Here is a 17,614-nt window from a genome sequence, read left to right on the forward strand (position 1 = left end):
TCAGCATGGCTACATCCGAGACCGGAAGCCCCGTCAGTTGAGGAGGCCGCGACGGCGCGGCTGGTTCAGCGGCTCGGGCTCGTACACGGCCAGCAGGGCGGCCTCGGCCCGGTCGGGACTCTTCATGCCGCGGGCCTTCATGGTCTTCTTCGACTCGATGATGCTGTACCCGGCCGTGTTCGATCCGAGCTTCGGGGTGGAGAGCTGGATACCGGCCTGCCGGTCGACGCGGAGGCGCAGGCGGCCGGTGCCGGTCGATGGGTCCGGCTGGAGGAGTGCCCTGGTGGCGAGCCACATCTCGTCACGCTTGCGGTACGGGCGCATGACGGCGCCCGGGTCGTCCTGGCTGGGGGACTCGGACACCATGACGCCCACGATCTGTGCCTGGTGGGTGCCGTTCTCCGCCCAGACCTCCAGCATGCTGGTGGCGCCGTGGCCGATGCCGTTTTTGTCGATCTTCACGCGGACGGGGTGTGGGGAGTTCAGGGCGGCCGCGAGGCGCTGCGCTGCGCGGATCTCCTCGAGGATCTTCTCTGCGACCTTCACCTGGTTGTCGTTGGCGGTGCCGGAGCTGGCGTGCCGCATCTCGATCGCGTCTCCGACCGCCCTGTAGATCGTGAATTCGTCGCCTCCGTCGGCGGCGACGTCGACGCCGAGCCTGATCCAGGCGCCTTCCTTCACGGTGTGCTTGGCGGTCTCCCCTTCCAGGCCGAGGTCACACAGTCGGTGCCAGCCGGGGCCGGTCGGGTCGTCGTTGTTCTGGGCGTCCTCGACCCAGGTCACGGGTATCGCGAGGCCGCCTCCGCCCTTGGGGAAGCGGGCGTGCACCTTGGCGATGACGTACGGGTGATCTTCTCCGTACTCCCTGATGGTGCGGTCCACCCAGTCCTGGTCTGGGAGGTGGATCGCGAGGGAGTGCGGGGGTACGCCGTCGGGGCAGTCGTTGCAGTAGGGGACACGCTCGCGGGTGATGGCCGGGGAGTCGAAGGTCGCGATGGGGATGGTGACCGTGGACGGTTCCTCGGGGTCCTCGCCCTCCTCGCACAGCGTCTCGAACCAGCTCCGCGGGTCGTCCATCGCGGGGTTGCCGATCGCCAACATCCTGGCGTCGCCGGTCAAGAGGTTGTTGGTGCCGTTGCCGATGGTGCGGGCGATACCGCCGGCCTCGTCGACGACGATGAGCAGCTTGGGCGTGCCGTGGATGCCCTGCATGGCCGCTTCGTCGTTCTCCGGCGCGGTGAAGCCGTACGCGACGATGACGTCATTGCCCCACTGGTCGGGGATCTTCCACTGGGTTGTGTCGCAGTATCCGGGCAGGCCCGCGCGGGCGACGGTCTTCCTGATGTGGGGCCAGAGCTGGTTCCTGACCTGGCGGAATCGGGTCGCCGTGGTGACGATGACCATGGTTCCGGGGGCGTTGACGGCTCCGGCCCAGGCGACGAGCCTGCCCGCGATCCACGTTTTGCCGACGCCGAAGCCGGCCGGGACGGCGATGCGCTTCTTGAAGGGGACGGCGTCGACGATCTCGCGCTGACGGCTCCAGATGCTCTCCCCCAGTACGTCCTCGATGAAGCCGCTGGGGGTGTCGTGCCAGAGCCCGTACATCGAGCCGGTGGCCCGCTCGACTTCCCGCATGACGTGTGGGCGTTCGCGGGCGGTGATGTCGTGCTTGAAGGCGTGGCGGCGGGCGCCCGCGGGGGCGCGGAGCAGGATGTCGGCGACGTTGGAGGCGTCACGGGATACGACGCCGGGCTGACGCCCGTTCCGTAGGTCCCGGGCCGGTGGGACCACGCGGGAGCGTACGGGGGGCGGGAGCTGCGTGCGGGACATGGCGGGGAAGGTGCCGCCCGCAGGGATCTAGTGTCGCGGCCTGGCCGGGGCCCATGCCCAGACCGCCGACCAGGCCGCGAGGTTCCGGCACGATCTCGAGAACGAAGCCACCCCGCCTCTCAGGGGGCTTGTGCCGGAAGTCTGTGCCGGGGCGATGGCCCTGCACCGGGGAGATGGAGCAGGGGCTTCGCCCCGGCCGAGGGGCCGCGGCTGGAGTGCTTTCCCCGCGGGGGCGTCGGGGTCAGAGGGCCAGCCGCACTCTGTAGTACGTCGTGCGCCGAATTCCGTTACGCCTTGTCGCCGATCGGGGGCTTCTTGCGCCAGAACTCGGCGCGAACGTCGTCGAAGGGGGAGTCCTCAACCAGCAGGCGCATGACGCTGATCGGACGGGAGTCGAAGGTGAGCGGCAGGCCGGGCACCGTGCCGTCGAGGACGTCGAGGTCGATGCCCGCGGTCATCAGCCACGCGGGCATATTGCCCTTGGGGGCCGCCTGCAGGCGCGCCTTCTCGTCTTCGCTCAGAGGTACGCCCCAGGGGCGGGTGTCGAGCGGGGCGTTGGTGACCTCGGCGATATTGAACGGGAAGTAGTTCCGGCCCGGAGTCTGGGCGGCCGACTCCGGCTTGCCGTCCGTCGCCTGGATGAGGGCCAGGACTGCGGCGACGGCCGCGCACCCGAGGCAGCATTCCTCCTCGGAGTCCTCGTCGGCTGCGGCTTCCGGTGCCTCCTCGGCGGCCGGCTCGTCGATGGCGGCAGTCCGGGTGGCGTCGAGGCTGGCGAGCAGGTCCTGCTCCTCCTCGGCCCGCCGTATCGACTGCCGGAAGATCTCCATCTCCGACTCGACGACGCCGCGCTCCAACGGGGAGAGCTGGAACCACGGGGTGGAGTCCTGTCCGGCGCTCTTGAGGAACGCCCGGCGGGTCTCGTAGAAGTGCCGGGTCAGGTTCGGCGGGAGCATCGTGCGCGTGGGCATGGATCGCATCGTCATGTCTGGGAGAACGCCAACGGCCGGATTCTGTGACACCCCTCCTACTTCGCCGCCCTGCTGCTGCGCTGGAGGTCGGTTCGAGGATCCTTCGGAGGCGATGCACGCCGATGCCTGAGCGAAGCGAAGGCATCGGAACTCTTACTTCATTGTGGTGCTTGATCTTGTTACTGAAGGCGCCTGATCTACCGGCGACCGGACTACCGGTGTCCGTCCTACCGGAAGCCGGATTTCCAGGCCCCGGTGACCGGCGCCTGATAATCAGGCCCCGGTCTGACCTGGGAGCAAAGGCAAGACCCGCCCGTGGGTGCTCGGGGCCGGTCTGGGGTGTGTGGCGGATCGGTCAGCGCTTGGCAGCGCGCTCGCGGGCCGCGCGGGCGGCTGCCTGCTGCTGCCAGATCAGCTTCTTCTGCACGCCGGCGTGCTCGGCGATCCTCGGCCCGTCCCAGCCGTACGGCTCCTCCGACAGGGCCAGCGCGGCATCCCGCATGAACACCACGGCGGCGCCGCGGCGGGCGCGCGCCTCGGCGACGACGGTAGCCAGCTTCGGCAGCTTCTCGTCGGCGTCCTCGACGAACGGCACGCCCGCTTCCCGGGCCGCCTCGACGAGCTTGGGGCCCGGGAGGTCGGGAACGGGTCGCAGCTCGTAGTGCCCGCTGTCGGTGCGCACTCGCTCGGGGCCGCCGTAGAACGCCTTACTCAGGACCTCGCGGTAGGCGGTCGGCGTGACACCGATCGCGCCGGCGAGACCAGGAACGTGCTCGTAGAACCAGAGGGAGGCCACGGCCTTGTCGCGGTCATCGAGGTGCAGCGCGACCTCGGCGTCCGCTTGGCGGATGATCTCGGCGGCGCGCTCGATCCGGTCGTCCGGGCGGGTGATCCTGCCCAGCTCCTCCGTCACGGCGCGCTCCGCGGCCTCGCGGAGGGCTTTGAAGTCGGTCTTCTCGATCTTCTTCTTCGAGTAGGTGATCCCGGCCTTGGGCATGGCTGCCATTTCCCGTCTCAAGCTGTGGCGCGGGGCTGCGCCTCACGCCGACTGGGGTAACCCCACGCCTGCGCACAGCCGGAAATGATACAGCCACGAGAGCGCCGTGTCAGTGCACAGGTACTGACCTGCATCGGAGCACTGCGAACGCGACGCCGCCGACGATCAGAACCCGTCCTTGGCCGTCTCTCGCCCGGGTCTGGCCGGGAGCTGGGTCGCGGGGCGTGTCCGTGATCGCGATCCGCCCGACACCAAGGTTCGGTCCCTGCGGGAGGCGGACGACCCACAGCAGCCACGGCCCGAGGCGCAGCTCGCGAGGTCGCCGTACGCGGGTCTTCATCGTGATTCGGGGGCTCATCGGGGGCCGTCCTTCCGCAGTGCCTCGCGCTCGGCCTTGCGGTGCTGGTAGTCGGCCCACTCGTCTCGCGGCAGCAGTGCGCACACGATCAGCGACAGGCGCCCGACGACGACCTGCAGGCCGCTCCTCTTCGCGTTGGCCTCCGGCCCGTACCGGGCAAAGCCGATCGCGAAGAACGCCGGGTAGTGGTCCCGGCGTACGAGGTACACGCCGGCGGTGAACCGGCCGACGTTGACGAAGTGCGCCCGCCGGATGGGCGTGAACAGCTCCAGCACGAGGAACACGGCGGCCGCGCTCAGCGACCAGCACCACCCCAGCGTCAGGGCGATCAGCAGGCTCACGGTCCATTCGCCGGCGCGGTACCGGCGCTGCGGCGTCCAGAACGGCGACCGGAAGCGGACGGTGCCGGGGAGCGTCTGGTACCCGAAGATGCTGGTGGCGTCGCCTTCCCACGAGTAGTGCATGGTCGACCGGTCGGAGTACGAGGCCTTGTGCCGGCCGTCGTGGTCGACGAGGCGCTGGCACCGCCAGCCCTGGGAGCCGATGAGCGCGGCCGGCGTCGCCGGGCACTGGCGACGGCGCTTCATCGCGGCCCCCAGGAGCACAGGAACTCGGCCACGGCGTCGAAGAGGCCTTCCACCGCGGCGGCGATCCAGTCCGTTCGGGACGTCGAGTAGCCGCGGGTGCGGCGGCGGCGCTTCATCGGGCGGCCGCCACGGTCGTGGCGCGGACGCCGTCCGGGGTGAGCCGGTATTCGCTGCCGTCTGGGTAGCGCACCAGGACCTCGCCGGGGAGCTGCGGCCGGCGCACCTTCCACCCGGCCTCGTACGACTCCCGCGGGTTGTCCTCGAACCAGCCGTTGCACACGGTGCAGGCGGTCAGCAGGTTATGCGCCTGGTTGATCCAGGGCTCCCGCGCCCCGCCCATGCCGCGGTTCACCCTGTGGTGGACGGTCAGGTTCTCCGGCGCTCCGCAGCGCACACAGGCGCCGCCGTCGCGGTCGTAGACCATGGCCTTTACCACGTCGGTGGGGCCGGTCCGTCGTCGTGCCACAGCACTGGTCTCCTCGTCTGCCCCGGGCGCCGGACCGCGTCGTTCACGGTCCTGGTGGCGCGCCCCGGGGCGAGGCGGGGAGAGTGGACGGCGGCCGCTCCTTACGTCGCGTCCTCGGCCCGGCGCCAGCCCGCGGCCGTGCACGCCGGACACGGCCGTCCCAGGTGCTCGGTCACCGCCTGGTGCCAGCGGCGCGTCTCCCATCGCAGTTGGACGATGTAGCGGGGCACGGCCAGGGAGATCCCGAGCCGGGATGGCCGGATGTCCGGGCAGTAGTACGACGTCGTACGCCCGTTGCTCTTGACGACCGCGCGCAGCACTCGCTTCCACAGCCCCGGCGGCCGCTTGTCCCGGGGCCCGTAGAACTCGTCCCGGGTCTGCACGAGGGTGCTGAGCGACAGCTTCGGCGCCCCCAGACCGCTCAGGTACCAGGTGCGAGAGGTGGCGCCCTCGTCCGCGAACCGCTGGAAGCCGAGGTACACGCCGCCGGGCAGGTGCGTGGAGTTGAAGCCGGTCATGCGCATCAGTTGCTCCTCACGGTCTCGCGGCGCAGCCGGAGACGGCACAGCTCGGCGTACTCGGCCTTGGCCTCCACGCCCATGGAGTCGAAGCCCTCCAGCCGGGCGGCCTCGAGCGTCGTTCCGGTACCGGCGAACGGGTCCAGGACGATCCCGCCGGGCGCGGTGAGCAGCCGGACCAGCCAGCGCATCAGCGCGACCGGCTTCACCGTGGGGTGCACGGTGCCGTCCGGCAGCCGCGGCCGCTCACTGGTGGGGGCCTTGGCCTGGTAGCGGAACGCCGGGTAGAAGCGGGAGGCGCCGCCGGAGTCCGCGCCCCGGACCGGCTTGCACGCGGTCTGGCCCTTGAAGTCGCCGTACACGTCGCGGAACTTGTCCGAACCGCGGCGCCGCGGGTTCGCCCCGGAGGTGAGCCGCCCCGACTGGCCGTCCAGCTCGGCGGCCGGGCACCCCTCCGCGCAGCCGTCCGCGCAGCCGTCGACGATCCATCCCGCCTCGTCGATGGCCCACGCGTGCGACAGCAGCACGTTGGTCGGCCAACGCCCCTCCGCGTCGCCGGGCGGGGTCTTGCACGCTGCGGTGTTCATCGCGCCGGTGCCGTACGCCAGGACGTTGGAGGCGACCGTGCCGTCGAGTGGCTTCCGCGCCAGGACGATCGGCTCATGGCCGGGCTTGAGGGCGGTGTTCCAGCCGTCCCAGCGAGCGGCCTCGGCGGTCGCCGGGGCGGTCACGTCGAACGTCTCGGACTGGAGCTGTGGGAACACCCCGGAGCCGCCCCGGGCCCGGTGCCCCTTGCCGATGACCTCCCGGTCCTCCCACGCCTCCCCGGGCGCGTTCTTCCGCCCGTTCAGCTCGTGCACCAGGTCCTCGACGCTGATCGGGGCCTCGAACCCCATCTCTGCCTTCAACTGCTCCCACTGCTCGACGGTCGGGACGGCGGCGGTCTTGCTCTGTGTCGTCCAGTGCTGCGCCATGCCGTTGAAGCCGAACAGGGCGTCGATCTGCGGGTTCGTCCAGCCGACGGAGTCGCGGAGCGCGGCGAACTCGGCGGTGAAGCGGCGGCGGGCGGGGTGGTCGTCGCGGCGCCGGTCGATCAGCTTCCCGACGTCCTGTCCCTTGGGGAAGCCGGTGCCGTACAGCCAGTGCAGGGAGTCACGGATCTCGAATCCGGCGTCCTCGACGGCCACGGCCATGCGGTGGTAGGTGCGGGTCGCGCCGAACGCGGCCAGGTGCCCGCCCGGTTTGAGGACGCGGAAGCACTCCGCCCACATGTCCACGCTGTACGCGATGCCGGAGGCGTCCCACGCCTTCCCGAGAAACCCCAACTCGTACGGCGGATCGGTCACGACCGCGTCCACGGAGGCATCGGGGAGGGTCCGAAGGTGGTCGAGGGCGTCCGCGCAGTGCACGACCGGCTCGGGGCCCGTCAGCTCCTCCACAGGTATCAGGGCTTCCTGCCCGGCGGGGGCGAGGTTCGTTGCCGCCACGAGGTTCGTCCGTCCTGCCCCGGCTCGTCGGACCGGCCAGGAGCGGCGGCCACGGGAGGACGGCTGGAGCGAGGCGGGACCATGGGGCGCCGAGGAGGCTTACGTCGCGATCAGGCGCGCGTGACACTCTGCGGCGGCGGGTTTCTACAGCCTTCCGGGCTGTAGAAACCCGCTCATGGGCTGCCGCCACTCGTTGGTGGCGTCACGCCGCCGGAGCACCTCGTGCACGACCGCCCCCGCCTCCCTGTCGAAGGCGCCGTCCTGGAGCGTCACCCGGTGGCACACCATGTCGCTGCTCTCTTCCTTGAAGTCCATCCACTTGCCGCTGTCGTACCGCTTCCAGTGGCGGTGGACCTCAAGGACCCCGAAGGCCTCCAGCGGCCGGTGCGTCTCGTACGCGTCCCGGCCGAGGCCGTAGAAGCCGTGGCGCACGTTACTCAGCACGAAGCCGAGGTTCATCGGTGTCCCGCCATCCGGCGTCACCTTCATGCCGTCGAACTTCAGGACGTCGAACCACATCAACATGGCGGCGATCTCGCTGTTGGTGAGCGCGTAGATCCAGCCGTTGGTGAAGAACCCCACGGGGATCTCAAGGAAGAGCTCGGCATCCGCCGGCACCGTGTACGCGATACTCGCGGCGCCGGTGTCCTTGCTCTTCCCGTTCTCGCACAGGAGCAGGACGCCGCGGCCGACCTGTCCCTTGACCCCGGTCGCCGACCTGAGCAGCTCCATCCCCTCCAGCGTCTTCATCGCCTGGGTGATCTGCCTCAGCTTGTTCGTGCGGACCGAGGACGCCTGAACACCGGGACCGGCGTACTTGGCGACGGTCGCCACCAACCCCTCCCACGAGTCGGTCGTCTGGGCGTTCGGCTCGATTGGGTACGGCTGGGGCCACTCCTTCCCGATCGCCGCCTCGCACTGCGCCGCGAACAGCATCACGAGGTAGAGCTTCAGGCTGAGCCCCTTCGGCGTGATCATCTGTGCGGAGAAGGGGCGCTCTGACCTAGGCAGAGGCTTGCGCTCGTTCTCGACCGTCCCGCCGAACTTCTCCAGCCGCACGAAGGACCGCCGTACGCGCACTGTCTTCGGCTTCCTGCCCCGCTCGTAGATCTCCCGAGCCTTCCGGACCGCCTCGGGGAGGTCGTTCCCCATCAAGGCCGCCAGTTGCTCCATGCGGACCTCGACCTTGCCGTCCCTCTCATGGGCCACAGCCCCGGCCTCCTCAAAAAAACTGCTACGGTTTATCCGCTACCGATTGATCCGCATGCCGGGTTACTAGTCCAGCTATCCATCTCCTGGTTTCAGCTCCGTTTAACTGAGACTCGACGCATGCGGATCAATCCGTAGACCAGTGTACCCCGAGGGCCTGTCAAGCCCACGCACCATGGATCTCACGAGCTGGAACCCTCCAGCCGTAGAAGTCCCGCAGGCCCCGGGCAGAGAGCCGGCAAGCAGAACTGCCCTGGGCCTGCGCTTACAGGAAAGAGGTGGTCCGTCCTGAGTACCAACGACGGTACCCCAGCAGATCCGGCACAGCACCAGCCCGTCGTCTCCGTGAGCAGGAGGCGCTCCGAGGGGGCGTTCGGCTGGTGCCAGCTCGGGTTCTCCGTGCTTTGCGTCGGTTCCGGAGTCGCCCTGTGCTTCACCGGCTTCCCCTTCGTCGGCGGCCCGCTCATCACCGCCGGAACCTGCCTGCAGGTCAAGGTCGAGGTTAACCTCCGCTGATCTTGAAGGCCGGGGGCGTGGAGGTGCTGCCCTCCACGCCCCCGCCGGTTCCCGGCACTCTGGGGACGATCTCTGGCGGACGCGATCGGGTCTCCTCACCTCACCCGGGTCGAGCGGTGCGGTGTTCGGCGAGCGCCCGCTCGAGGGCGTCGAGCATCGTGACGATGTCGTCGACCTTCACGTAGGAGATCCCGAACGTCACGGTGCCGTCGGCGTTCACCTCGAACTCGTACTCCGCATAGGTCTGCTCGTCCTCGTAGTGGTACTGGCCGGGCTCCGCCTCAGCGAATCCGCCCGATCCTTCGTCGAACCAGTCCGCGCCCCAGCACTCCGTCATGGCCGTACCGACCGCGACTTTCGGGACCTTCTCGAACTCGATCGTCGCGCGGCCGTGATCGTCCAAGCAGACCTTCCCCCCGCCTTCCCCGGGCGTCGTCCACCGCAGGGTGGGCCCGAAGCACTGACACCTGGTGGCCGGACTGAGGGCGGGGAACGCCGCGGTGAAGGCTTCCTGAGCCGTCTCCTGGTGCAGCTCCCACGCGCCGTACCAGCTATCGAGGGCTTCCTTGACGTGTGCTTCCACGTCCTCTCCCATCTGCCCAGGCCGTGGGGCGCCGAGGTGGCGGCCGCGGGGTCGCGGCGCGGGCGAGCGGGCACGGTGCCGACGACGAGCGGCTTACGTCCGGTGGAATCGCAGGTCAGGAGGAGAGACCTTGATCACGTGCGGGGCGATCGAGGCGTGCCGGGGTCACCGGCTCCGGGCCGGCCACGGGGCACTGGACATGGTTGCGCCCCGACCGCGGGGTGCGGCCGGGGCGCCGTCGAGGGGCTACGCCTCGACGCCGCCCGTGGTGCCGTTCGAGCTGCCGCCCGTGCTGGAACACTCCGGGTCGAAGATGTTGCATCCGCCGTCAGTCGGGTCCGGCGGCATGGACGCCGTCGGAGTCGGCTCCGGGGTGGGCGTCGGGCCGCCGGACGGGTCCGGATCGCTGGGGCTCGGCGTGGCCGTGGCGGTCGGCGACGGCTTCGGGCTCGGCTCCGTCGAGTCGTCCCGTACGGCACCGAGCACGCCGAAGACGACCGAGGCGAGCAGGTTGACCACGAGCAGCACCAGGATCGCGCGGCTGTACCGGATGCAGGTGCGGCAGTTGCCGTCCGAGACGAGTTCGGCGGGCTCCAGAGCGACCGGGCACAGGGAGCTGCAGGCGGACCTGGGGGCGGGTTCTGACACGGTGGGTCCTTCGGTTCGGGAACTGGAAGGCCGGACCGTGTCCGACTCGGGTGCCTTGCGTCGCGGCATCACTTGGTGAGCCGGACCGGCGGCGGGGCGGGCGCCTTCGGCTGCTTCTGCGTACTGCTCCCGGAGTTGCTGGTACTGGCGGCGCCCGTACTGCCGTACGGCAGGCACGTCACGGGGTCGACGGCGCCGACGACGGCCGGGGCACAGCGCCCGGATGAACCGTCGCTGTCGTCGTCGACGTCGATGTCGGCGGCCAGGAGCGAGAACAGGATTACCAAGCCGAACACAAAGAGGCCGACGGCGACGGAGACGACCAGGCGGGACGTGCGGTCGTTCGGCGGGGACAGGAGCTTGGTCACGGTGCGGCCTTCCAGACGAAGAGATGAGGCCGCGGATCGTGGAGGCCGGGACCGTCTTGCGTCGCGCGGTGCCGAATCGGCTTGCCCGTACGGACCCCGGCCGGACTCGGACCGATCACTGCTCCAGCGCCTTGAGGGTGTTCGAGTCCCATGGAGCCGACTTACGCTCCTCCTGCCGTGTCTGGGCGAAGGGCGTGGTGCAGGAGGGGGGCGCTGTCAGGCGATCCGGGGTTGATGGGCGAGCCGCGCGGGCCGTACGGTCCCTGCGCCGAAGCGTCGGTTGGCTTGGTCCACGGCGCTCTCTGCCAACCGCCCGTTCTCCGTGGTCCGGTCGAACGTGATCTGCTCGGCGACCTGATCGGCGTCGAGAAGCCCAGTGGCTCGCACGCTGACGCCGCGGATACGTGCTCGCTCAAGGCCGAGTCGAGCGAACATCTCGTAGGCCAGCGTGCGGAGTTCGTCGGTGTGGGCAGACGGTACGGGCAGCCGTCGCGAGCGGGTCAGGTGCGTGTGGTCGGCGAATCTCAGTTGGAGCTCCAGGCCGGCGGCGGCCTGCTCTCGTTCGCGCAGCCGGGAGGCGATGGCCACCACGGTGTCGAGGAGCGCGGTTCGGATCGTCTCGGGGTCCAGGACGTCACGGGCGAAGTCGCGGCGCTCGCTGGTCGACCGGGGCAACGCCGTCGGGGTCACTGCGCGAGGGTCCAGGCCCCAGGCACGATCGCGCAACTCCCGACCGGCACGGCCGCCGAGGACGCGCTGCGCGGTCTCCTCCGGGACGCCTGCCAGGGCACCGATCGTGTGGAGCCCGAAGTGGCGCAGAGTGCTCGCCTGCTGTCGACCGATGCCGTGAAGGGCGTCGATGGGCAAGGGCCACAGCCACTCGGCCAGGGACATCGGATCGTCGGGGATGACGCAGATGCCGTTGGGGCCGGGATGCGCGGAGGCGGTTGCTGCCAGTGCCCACGTTGCTGCCACTCCGATGTGGACGTCCAGGTCGGTCCATGCCATGGCCCGCAGACGGATCAAGGTGGCGAGTTGGGGCGGAGTACGGCGGTGGAAGCGGAGTGCTCCCCCCACGTCGACGAGTGCTGCGGCAGGTGGAAGGGCCTGGACGATAGGCGAGATGTCGTAGGTAAGCAGGTCCAGAAGCTGCTGGTAACGGTCCGCGGAGGTGCCCGGAGGTACCCGTAGATGAAGGACACGCGCGGCGGTTAGCGCGTCGAGGTGTCGATCGCTCATGCCCTCGCCCCTTCCGCCGTCCTAATTCGCACTCCAGTTCGATAACTCTAGAGCCTGACGACCCGGGGTGCACGGCGGGGATCGGACACCTGTTCGGGAGTGTGGAGGTGTGAGCACTAGGCCGGAGCCGCAGCCGGCCCGCCCAAGGCGCCGGGAAGACGGGTCTCCCTCCGAAGGGCGTGGCATGGTCGTACGGCGACCGCCCAGCGCTCCGTCACGATCCGCAGGTACCGGCGGCCCCAGCCTGGGTTGAGGATGGGGCGTGCGAGCAGCTTGGAGTCACCCAGGGCGGCCGACAAGGGGCACCAGGGGAGATCGTCGGGTGTTGGCGGCGTTCAGCGCGCCAGTCTGAGGCGTGCCGTCTCTGCGGCATGTGACGCGGCTTCGATCAGCCCGAGTTCACCGGCGAGCGTCGACACGAACGCATCGACCGCCTCGATGGCGCGGCCCTCCATGGTGTCGGGCTCAGCAAAGTACGCCGCGAACTCTCCGGCGCCGATGGTCGCCAGGGCGGGCCGACGAGCCTGGTAATCCGCCCACTCTGGCCGGAAGACGGCGCGCACCCTGTCGAGCTCTAGCTCGTCGATCTCCTCGTGCCGTAGGCGGCGGATCGTCTGCTGTCTGGCCTTCCACATCGCGATGTGGTGCTGGACGGGGACGGGCCCGAACGGGCCGGGCATGGCCCGTTCGATCCTCGGCATTCCGGGCTGGACTGGCCAGGGCGAGTACAACTCCGTGAGGACCGCCGTCAGCCTGTCCAGGTCGATCCGCCCGGTCCGCTCGCCCTCCTCGAGGACGAGCTGAGCGGCACGCCGTTGCTTGAGGGTGGCCGAGGGGTGGGCGAGTTGCTCGACGATGGCGCGGACGTTCTCGCGTCGCCTTACGGCGGTCGTCTGGCCAGTGGCCCGCGCGTGGGTCCGCAAGGCTCGGCGCGCCTGCGGGGTGAGTACCACGGTGTCGTCGATCAGCCACAGGTACAGCACGACCCGGACCAGCGAGCGTTGCGGGATACGCCCCAGCGGGGAGCGCTCTCGGGCTTCCAGAAGTCTGGCGAACAACTCGCGTTGCTCGCGGGGGAAGACCCGCGGATCGCTGCCGTGCGCGCTCGTCTTGCGCGGCTCAGGGTTGGCGAGCAGCCCGTCCTCGATCCAGGAGGTCACCATCCTGGGGCTGGCCTTCACTTCCAGAGCGAGAGCGTCGGCGACCAGATCTGCCGCCGTCCCCTCGATCCAGGGGGTGAGCCGACTTTCGTTCATGGCGCCGAACTTACATCGAGATTCGAGAGCCGGGAGCTGCATTCAGCGGACGTCACCCAGCAGGCTTGAGGCAGTAGAAACTGCGCCCCGCACCGTATCCCGGCCAGGAACAAGCGGTGCGGGGGCAGCCGACTCATCCCCTGAACGGAGACCGTCATGTCCCACCGTACGCACCGCCCCGAGCCGAAGCAGCAACGCGCCCGCTCTCACAGCCGCGGTCTTAGGACGCGGAACCGATCATGTATGGCGGGACGTACAGTATTCGTGCCATCGGAAAACCGAAGGGGTCCACTAAGGACCTTCGAGAAAGGGAAGGCGGACGCCCGGGTCACCCCGGGCGGTTGTGGTCTCTGCGCGCGCTCAGCTCTGAGCCCGACGTTTCGAAACGTCCGCCGCGCACGGCCTCAAAAAAAATGTCTGAACGGCCTAGGTCACCGGACATGTCGCCCTGCCCCTTCTCGATCCGAAAGCGATTCCTGATGCCGTCGCTGGCCCTGGCCAAGTGGTGCTTGGTTCCTGCTCGCGTACTTCCCGTACTCGTCATCGTCGTCCTGTCAGCCCCGGCGTGGCTGCTCTGGGTGTTCCTCCCGACTGCCCGTCAGGAGATGGTGCTGAGGATGGTCAAGGAATTGGGGGCGTGGGCGTGCGCGATGCCTGCCCCCGAGACCGGGCCGCCGGAGGAGGAGCCGCAGCTCCCCCGCGGCCGTCGGGCGACGTCGGCCGCGTCCGATCCCGTCATTCCGCGTCCGCCTGCCCGAGAGGGGCGGCGCCGGGGGCGCGCTTGAGGGCCTGCCGGATCTTGAACAGGTCGGCGCCCTCCCGCTTGCAGCGATCCCACCAGCCGTGCGTCTGTACGGCCGCCGTGGCACTTCTGAGTGCCTCGAACAGCCGGTCGTACTCGGCGGCCTGCCAGGGCTCCCAGCCGTCCGTCGCATCCCGTCCGGAGGATTCCCGGCCCCGCTCGGTCCCCTCCGGCCAACCCTCGTGCGGTACTCGGGACCAGGGGAGGGTCTTCTGGAAGGCGTGCAGCTCGGCGGCCTGGCGCTGGTGGTCGATCAGGTCGGAGGGGAAGGCCATCGGGTCGAACGGCGCCGGGTCGCTGGAGGCCGGCGGTGAGGCGGGGGCGGCTGTGCTCATGCTTCGGAGCCTAGTTCGAGCGACTGACAGAGCTCCGGCTCATTCCGCATCGTGGCGTCGGTGCGCGCTGGGGCGTCGGACACCGCTTCGCCCGGCAGGGTCGGTTCGTACACGGTGATGGCCGGGGCAAGGCGGTCGACGAGGGCCCCGGCGAGCCCGTTGCGGAGGCTTCGCTCGTAGTCGGCGCGGAGCTGCGGATCGCCGTCGATGATTCGCCAGGCGGCGCGGTCTATCTGCTGCTGGACCGTGACCTCCTCGCCGTCCACGGCGACCGTCGCGGCCAGGATGACGAACGGTCCGAACGGGTTGAAGGCCGCGCCGTACACGGGGCTGGACGGGGCGGGGTTGCTCATGTTCGAGGGAACGCCGGGCCATCCAGGGCTGTTACGGCCGTCCCGGGAACGCCAGAACGCCCGGCCTCCGCGGGGGGCGGGGACCGGGCGCTCCGGGCTAGCTGACCAGGTCGTAGTCGTCCGGGCTGAGCATGTCGTCCATGTCGTAGAGCTGGGCGAGGTAGTCGCGCACCAGAGCCTCGCCGAGACCGCCCAGGACGCCGCTGAGGACGATCGCGGCCATGACCGGTGAGACGACGTCGGCGGCCTGCTGGAAGGCGCTGGAGCGGCTTCCCTGCCACGGGTAGGAGCGGCGGAACCCGACGAGCAGCCCGGCCTCGGCCTCCGTGAGGCGGTACCCGTCGCTCTCACGCTTCCAGGTGCGGGACTTGCCAGTGAGGCACCAGGACGGGCCGTCGGCGGAGAACGCGTTGCCGCCCTTGGCGCGGCCGGTCTTCGGGTCGACGGGGCGGTTGCCGCGGGTGTTGACGCGCTCCCCCGGCTGCCAGCCGAGGGCCTGCGCCATGGTGGTGGAGGGCAGCGGGCGGATGCAGCGGGTGACGGTGGGGGAGTAGGAGCGGGAGGCGATCATGTAGACGCGCTTGCGGCGGGACGGCAGGCCGTAGTCGGCGGCCTCCTTGATCTCGTGGCTGGTGTAGAACCACTCAGCGCACTGGAACTCGATGGTCAGGTCGCTGATGATCTCCTCGGGCAGGTTGCTGGACTGCTCCATGGCCATCCAGCGGATCGGCGCACCGGCGGCCTGCAGGGCGATCGGCCAGATGGCGACCTCGAGCATGAGCGCGATGCGCGGGTCACTGACGCCCGCGGCCATCTCGCGGACCTCGTCCCAGGTGGCGCCGGAGCGGGGGGCGAAGCCGTCGCCGTGGCATCCCTTGCCGTCGGGGGCGTCCGGGTCGCACTCGCACTCGCCGTCGTCGTAGTCGCTGTGGTGCCAGTCCATGGGGATGAACCCGGCGGTCTCGCCGACGTAGGCGATGGCGTCGCCGAGGGTCTGGATGTTGCCCAGCTCCAGGCCGGAGAGCTTGCCGCCGGGCGAGAAGGTGGGGCACGGCGGGCTGACGATGACGGCGGCGGTGTGGCGCAGCGCGATGTGCTCGGGGTCGAGGGTGGTGATGTCGGCGCAGATCCGGCGGTGACCGGCGGCGCGGGCGGTGGCGCAGGCGTCCGGGGAGATGTCGACGCCGCAGGAGTCGACGGCCACGCCGAGGACGGCGGCGATGCCCTCGGACCAGCCGCCGGGGCCCGCGAACAGTTCGACGACACGGATCGGGTCACCGGGGAGCGGGGCGAGGAGCCACTCGGCAGGCCACGGGGCGGCGGCCTCTTCGAGGACCGGGAGCACCTTGGCGGGGATGGGCAGACCGGCCTTGCGAGCGAGCGTGGCGACGTGGACGGCGGTCTGAACCTTGGCCGGGAGGGTCCTCATTGCGGCGTTCCTTCGTTCGGGACTGTCGGCGGCTGCTCTCCACCAACACCCCGAACAGTACAGCAATGAGACTCACGCAATAGGAGAACAGGGAAAATGTTCGTGCGAGTCTCACGGCTGCACCATCAATCACGAGTGCGCCCGACCCCGTGGACGAACGGGACCGGGCGCAACGCTCAGCAGTACCGGGTGGCCGGGCGCTCGCAGTGCCGCCCGGCGTGCTCGGAGATCGGGGTCAGGCACACCGCGCACCGCGGGCCCTCGGCGTCGGCGCCGGACCCCTCGGCCCCGAGGCCGGCCTCGGCGACGAGCCGCGCCCACCGGTCCTCGGCGTGCCACCGGATCGCCTTCTCGGCGCAGCACTCCGACCGCCAGCACACGCACCGGTGGCAGTCCTGGCAGTTCTGCCGCCGGTCGCACGCACACCGGCAGTCGTGCGGGCGGCACCCCTCCTTGTGGTCCACCGGGTTCAGCACCGCGGCGAGCAGCGGCAGCGCCGCGTCCAGCATCGCGACCGCGCGGTTGCCCGCCTCCTCCGCGTCGAGGAGCGACCGGTTCTCCGCGTGCATCGCGTACAGGGCGCGACCGATCACCGTGGGCGAGTGCCGCGGGCACCCCTCCGTGCCCACCTGCACCTCGGCGCGGCACGTCCGGCAGAACACACCGAGGAACGGGTGCGGGGCTACGCCCTCCAGCCGGGCCCAGTTGTTGAGGAGCGTGCCGTTCGCCTCCAGGGTGGTGCTCAGCAGCGCGCGGACGCGGTCCAGCTCCCCGAGCAGATCGCGCACCTCCGGTGTGCCCGCGGCGGCGCGGATCTCCGCCAGCCGCTCGTCGGGCAGCGGGTCTTCGCCGGGGCGGTGCTCACGGGTCGGCTTGTGCGTGGGCATGTGGTCTCTCCAGTGGGTTGGGCCGCGCCCGGCGAGCAGTGCCGGGCGCGGAAGGGAACGGGCAGGGACGCCGGTCTGTGACACCGGCGCCTCGGGACGGCCGGTCAGTCGACGGGCACGGGCGGCTCGGCGTGGCCAAACACCGGGCACTCCTCGCCGTGCAGCACGCAGACGGCCGGGGCGAGCGGGATGCCCAGCGGCGTACGGCCGCCCGAGTCCTCCGCCTCGATCTCCTCGTCCGTGCGCAGCTCCTCGGGCAGGAACGCGAGGAACTGGTACGGCTCGACCTCGTCGACGCGTTGGATCAGGTTCAGGACCTCGCTCGGGTTGCGCGGGTCGGCGGTGCCCCACAGGGCGGTGATTTCGTCGGGCACCGCGGGGAGTTCCGGGGCGTCCTTCGCCCACTCGTCGAACTCGTGCACGGTGTTGCCCTCGATGTCACGGACGGAGTCCAGGCGCACCGAGTCGTAGTCGGTGTCGTAGTCGACCGGCCGGGTCAGCACGAGGTACGCGCCGGTCGGGAACTGGGCGTGCAGGGTCGTGCCGATGAGCGGCAGCATCGCTTTCGCCGCGGCGCACGCCTTCGCTATGGCGTCGTCCAGGGCGGAGATCGGGGTCAGGGGGGCAGTGCTCACGGGTGGTGTGTCCTTCCAGAGGTGGGGTGCGCCCCCCGGCCGGCCGCGGGGCGCCGGGGGGGGTGAGCGGCAGAGCTGCGGGGGGGGGGAGATCAGGAACTACGCGCCCCTGCCGGGGAGGTCGATTGACGCCCGGGTCG

19 protein-coding genes are annotated in these 17,614 nt (G+C 70.2%); 1 reads left to right on the forward strand and 18 read right to left on the reverse strand.

What is annotated here, in order from left to right; all coding sequences use genetic code 11:
- Positions 1 to 33: 33 nt before the first annotated feature.
- The 8 genes from ACIBTS_RS37135 to ACIBTS_RS37170 all read right to left on the reverse strand — a co-directional run bounded on the left by ACIBTS_RS37135 (position 34) and on the right by ACIBTS_RS37170 (position 8,423).
- Positions 34 to 1,830, reverse strand: coding sequence for a hypothetical protein (locus ACIBTS_RS37135; RefSeq protein ID WP_399325100.1), 1,797 nt, complete (start codon positions 1,828 to 1,830; stop codon positions 34 to 36).
- A gap of 287 nt (positions 1,831 to 2,117) precedes the next feature.
- On the reverse strand, positions 2,118 to 2,801 hold the full coding sequence (locus ACIBTS_RS37140) for a hypothetical protein (protein ID WP_399325101.1): 684 nt from the start codon (positions 2,799 to 2,801) through the stop codon (positions 2,118 to 2,120).
- 355 nt (positions 2,802 to 3,156) lie between these two features.
- Positions 3,157 to 3,807 carry a hypothetical protein gene (locus ACIBTS_RS37145; RefSeq protein WP_360393217.1) on the reverse strand — a complete coding sequence of 217 codons (651 nt, stop codon included), beginning with the start codon at positions 3,805 to 3,807 and terminating at the stop codon, positions 3,157 to 3,159.
- A 345-nt stretch (positions 3,808 to 4,152) separates the two neighbouring features.
- Positions 4,153 to 4,743, reverse strand: coding sequence for a hypothetical protein (locus ACIBTS_RS37150; RefSeq protein ID WP_399325102.1), 591 nt, complete (start codon positions 4,741 to 4,743; stop codon positions 4,153 to 4,155).
- Positions 4,744 to 4,855: 112 nt separating this feature from the next.
- Positions 4,856 to 5,209, reverse strand: coding sequence for an HNH endonuclease (locus ACIBTS_RS37155; RefSeq protein WP_399325103.1), 354 nt, complete (start codon positions 5,207 to 5,209; stop codon positions 4,856 to 4,858).
- 101 nt (positions 5,210 to 5,310) lie between these two features.
- Positions 5,311 to 5,733, reverse strand: coding sequence for a hypothetical protein (locus ACIBTS_RS37160; protein ID WP_399325104.1), 423 nt, complete (start codon positions 5,731 to 5,733; stop codon positions 5,311 to 5,313).
- Positions 5,733 to 7,214, reverse strand: coding sequence for a DNA-methyltransferase (locus tag ACIBTS_RS37165; RefSeq protein WP_399325105.1), 1,482 nt, complete (start codon positions 7,212 to 7,214; stop codon positions 5,733 to 5,735). The genes ACIBTS_RS37160 and ACIBTS_RS37165 overlap by 1 nt, the downstream gene beginning before the upstream one ends.
- A 144-nt stretch (positions 7,215 to 7,358) precedes the next feature.
- Positions 7,359 to 8,423, reverse strand: a complete 1,065-nt coding sequence (locus ACIBTS_RS37170) for a hypothetical protein (RefSeq protein WP_399325106.1) — start codon at positions 8,421 to 8,423, stop codon at positions 7,359 to 7,361.
- 345 nt (positions 8,424 to 8,768) lie between these two features.
- Between ACIBTS_RS37170 and ACIBTS_RS37175 the strand changes: the two genes are divergently transcribed.
- On the forward strand, positions 8,769 to 8,939 hold the full coding sequence (locus ACIBTS_RS37175) for a hypothetical protein (RefSeq protein WP_391269985.1): 171 nt from the start codon (positions 8,769 to 8,771) through the stop codon (positions 8,937 to 8,939).
- 100 nt (positions 8,940 to 9,039) lie between these two features.
- Here ACIBTS_RS37175 and ACIBTS_RS37180 read toward each other — a convergent pair whose 3' ends face one another.
- From ACIBTS_RS37180 to ACIBTS_RS37225, 10 genes are all read right to left on the reverse strand, one after another.
- Positions 9,040 to 9,522: a hypothetical protein gene (locus tag ACIBTS_RS37180; protein ID WP_399325107.1), complete on the reverse strand. Its 483-nt coding sequence runs from the start codon at positions 9,520 to 9,522 to the stop codon at positions 9,040 to 9,042.
- Between the two features lie 246 nt (positions 9,523 to 9,768).
- Positions 9,769 to 10,170 (reverse strand): hypothetical protein, encoded by a 402-nt coding sequence (locus ACIBTS_RS37185; protein ID WP_399325108.1) that lies wholly within the window; start codon positions 10,168 to 10,170, stop codon positions 9,769 to 9,771.
- Positions 10,171 to 10,238: 68 nt separating this feature from the next.
- Positions 10,239 to 10,538 (reverse strand): hypothetical protein, encoded by a 300-nt coding sequence (locus tag ACIBTS_RS37190; RefSeq protein WP_399325109.1) that lies wholly within the window; start codon positions 10,536 to 10,538, stop codon positions 10,239 to 10,241.
- 216 nt (positions 10,539 to 10,754) lie between these two features.
- Positions 10,755 to 11,777: a hypothetical protein gene (locus ACIBTS_RS37195; RefSeq protein ID WP_399325110.1), complete on the reverse strand. Its 1,023-nt coding sequence runs from the start codon at positions 11,775 to 11,777 to the stop codon at positions 10,755 to 10,757.
- Between the two features lie 335 nt (positions 11,778 to 12,112).
- Positions 12,113 to 13,033 (reverse strand): hypothetical protein, encoded by a 921-nt coding sequence (locus ACIBTS_RS37200; protein WP_399325111.1) that lies wholly within the window; start codon positions 13,031 to 13,033, stop codon positions 12,113 to 12,115.
- Positions 13,034 to 13,768: 735 nt separating this feature from the next.
- Positions 13,769 to 14,170 carry a hypothetical protein gene (locus ACIBTS_RS37205; protein ID WP_399325112.1) on the reverse strand — a complete coding sequence of 134 codons (402 nt, stop codon included), beginning with the start codon at positions 14,168 to 14,170 and terminating at the stop codon, positions 13,769 to 13,771.
- Positions 14,167 to 14,523 carry a hypothetical protein gene (locus ACIBTS_RS37210; protein ID WP_399325113.1) on the reverse strand — a complete coding sequence of 119 codons (357 nt, stop codon included), beginning with the start codon at positions 14,521 to 14,523 and terminating at the stop codon, positions 14,167 to 14,169. The genes ACIBTS_RS37205 and ACIBTS_RS37210 overlap by 4 nt, the downstream gene beginning before the upstream one ends.
- A 97-nt stretch (positions 14,524 to 14,620) precedes the next feature.
- The gene (locus tag ACIBTS_RS37215) at positions 14,621 to 15,952 is read right to left on the reverse strand and encodes a DNA cytosine methyltransferase (RefSeq protein WP_399325114.1); all 1,332 of its coding nucleotides are present in this window, start codon (positions 15,950 to 15,952) and stop codon (positions 14,621 to 14,623) included.
- 176 nt (positions 15,953 to 16,128) lie between these two features.
- A complete protein-coding gene (locus ACIBTS_RS37220; protein WP_399325115.1) occupies positions 16,129 to 16,839 on the reverse strand; it encodes a hypothetical protein in 711 nt (236 codons plus the stop codon).
- Between the two features lie 104 nt (positions 16,840 to 16,943).
- Complete coding sequence (locus ACIBTS_RS37225; RefSeq protein WP_399325116.1) at positions 16,944 to 17,474, reverse strand: hypothetical protein; 531 nt, start codon at positions 17,472 to 17,474, stop codon at positions 16,944 to 16,946.
- Between the last annotated feature and the right edge of the window lie 140 nt (positions 17,475 to 17,614).

Origin of the sequence: Streptomyces sp. NPDC050121 (genome assembly GCF_044460385.1) — a bacterium.
In the GTDB taxonomy this organism is placed as follows: Bacteria; Actinomycetota; Actinomycetes; order Streptomycetales; family Streptomycetaceae; genus Streptomyces; species Streptomyces soliscabiei.

Excerpts from the sequence above, each read along its gene's own strand:
- ACIBTS_RS37200 (WP_399325111.1), bottom strand. The coding sequence starts at position 13,033 with ATGAACGAAAGTCGGCTCACCCCCTGGATCGAGGGGACGGCGGCAGAT.
- ACIBTS_RS37215 (WP_399325114.1), bottom strand. The coding sequence starts at position 15,952 with ATGAGGACCCTCCCGGCCAAGGTTCAGACCGCCGTCCACGTCGCCACG.
- ACIBTS_RS37150 (WP_399325102.1), bottom strand. The coding sequence starts at position 4,743 with ATGAAGCGCCGTCGCCAGTGCCCGGCGACGCCGGCCGCGCTCATCGGC.
- ACIBTS_RS37145 (WP_360393217.1), bottom strand. The coding sequence starts at position 3,807 with ATGGCAGCCATGCCCAAGGCCGGGATCACCTACTCGAAGAAGAAGATC.
- ACIBTS_RS37160 (WP_399325104.1), bottom strand. The coding sequence starts at position 5,733 with ATGCGCATGACCGGCTTCAACTCCACGCACCTGCCCGGCGGCGTGTAC.
- ACIBTS_RS37195 (WP_399325110.1), bottom strand. The coding sequence starts at position 11,777 with ATGAGCGATCGACACCTCGACGCGCTAACCGCCGCGCGTGTCCTTCAT.
- ACIBTS_RS37220 (WP_399325115.1), bottom strand. The coding sequence starts at position 16,839 with ATGCCCACGCACAAGCCGACCCGTGAGCACCGCCCCGGCGAAGACCCG.
- ACIBTS_RS37205 (WP_399325112.1), bottom strand. The coding sequence starts at position 14,170 with ATGAGCACAGCCGCCCCCGCCTCACCGCCGGCCTCCAGCGACCCGGCG.
- ACIBTS_RS37135 (WP_399325100.1), bottom strand. The coding sequence starts at position 1,830 with ATGTCCCGCACGCAGCTCCCGCCCCCCGTACGCTCCCGCGTGGTCCCA.
- ACIBTS_RS37210 (WP_399325113.1), bottom strand. The coding sequence starts at position 14,523 with ATGAGCAACCCCGCCCCGTCCAGCCCCGTGTACGGCGCGGCCTTCAAC.
- ACIBTS_RS37140 (WP_399325101.1), bottom strand. The coding sequence starts at position 2,801 with ATGCCCACGCGCACGATGCTCCCGCCGAACCTGACCCGGCACTTCTAC.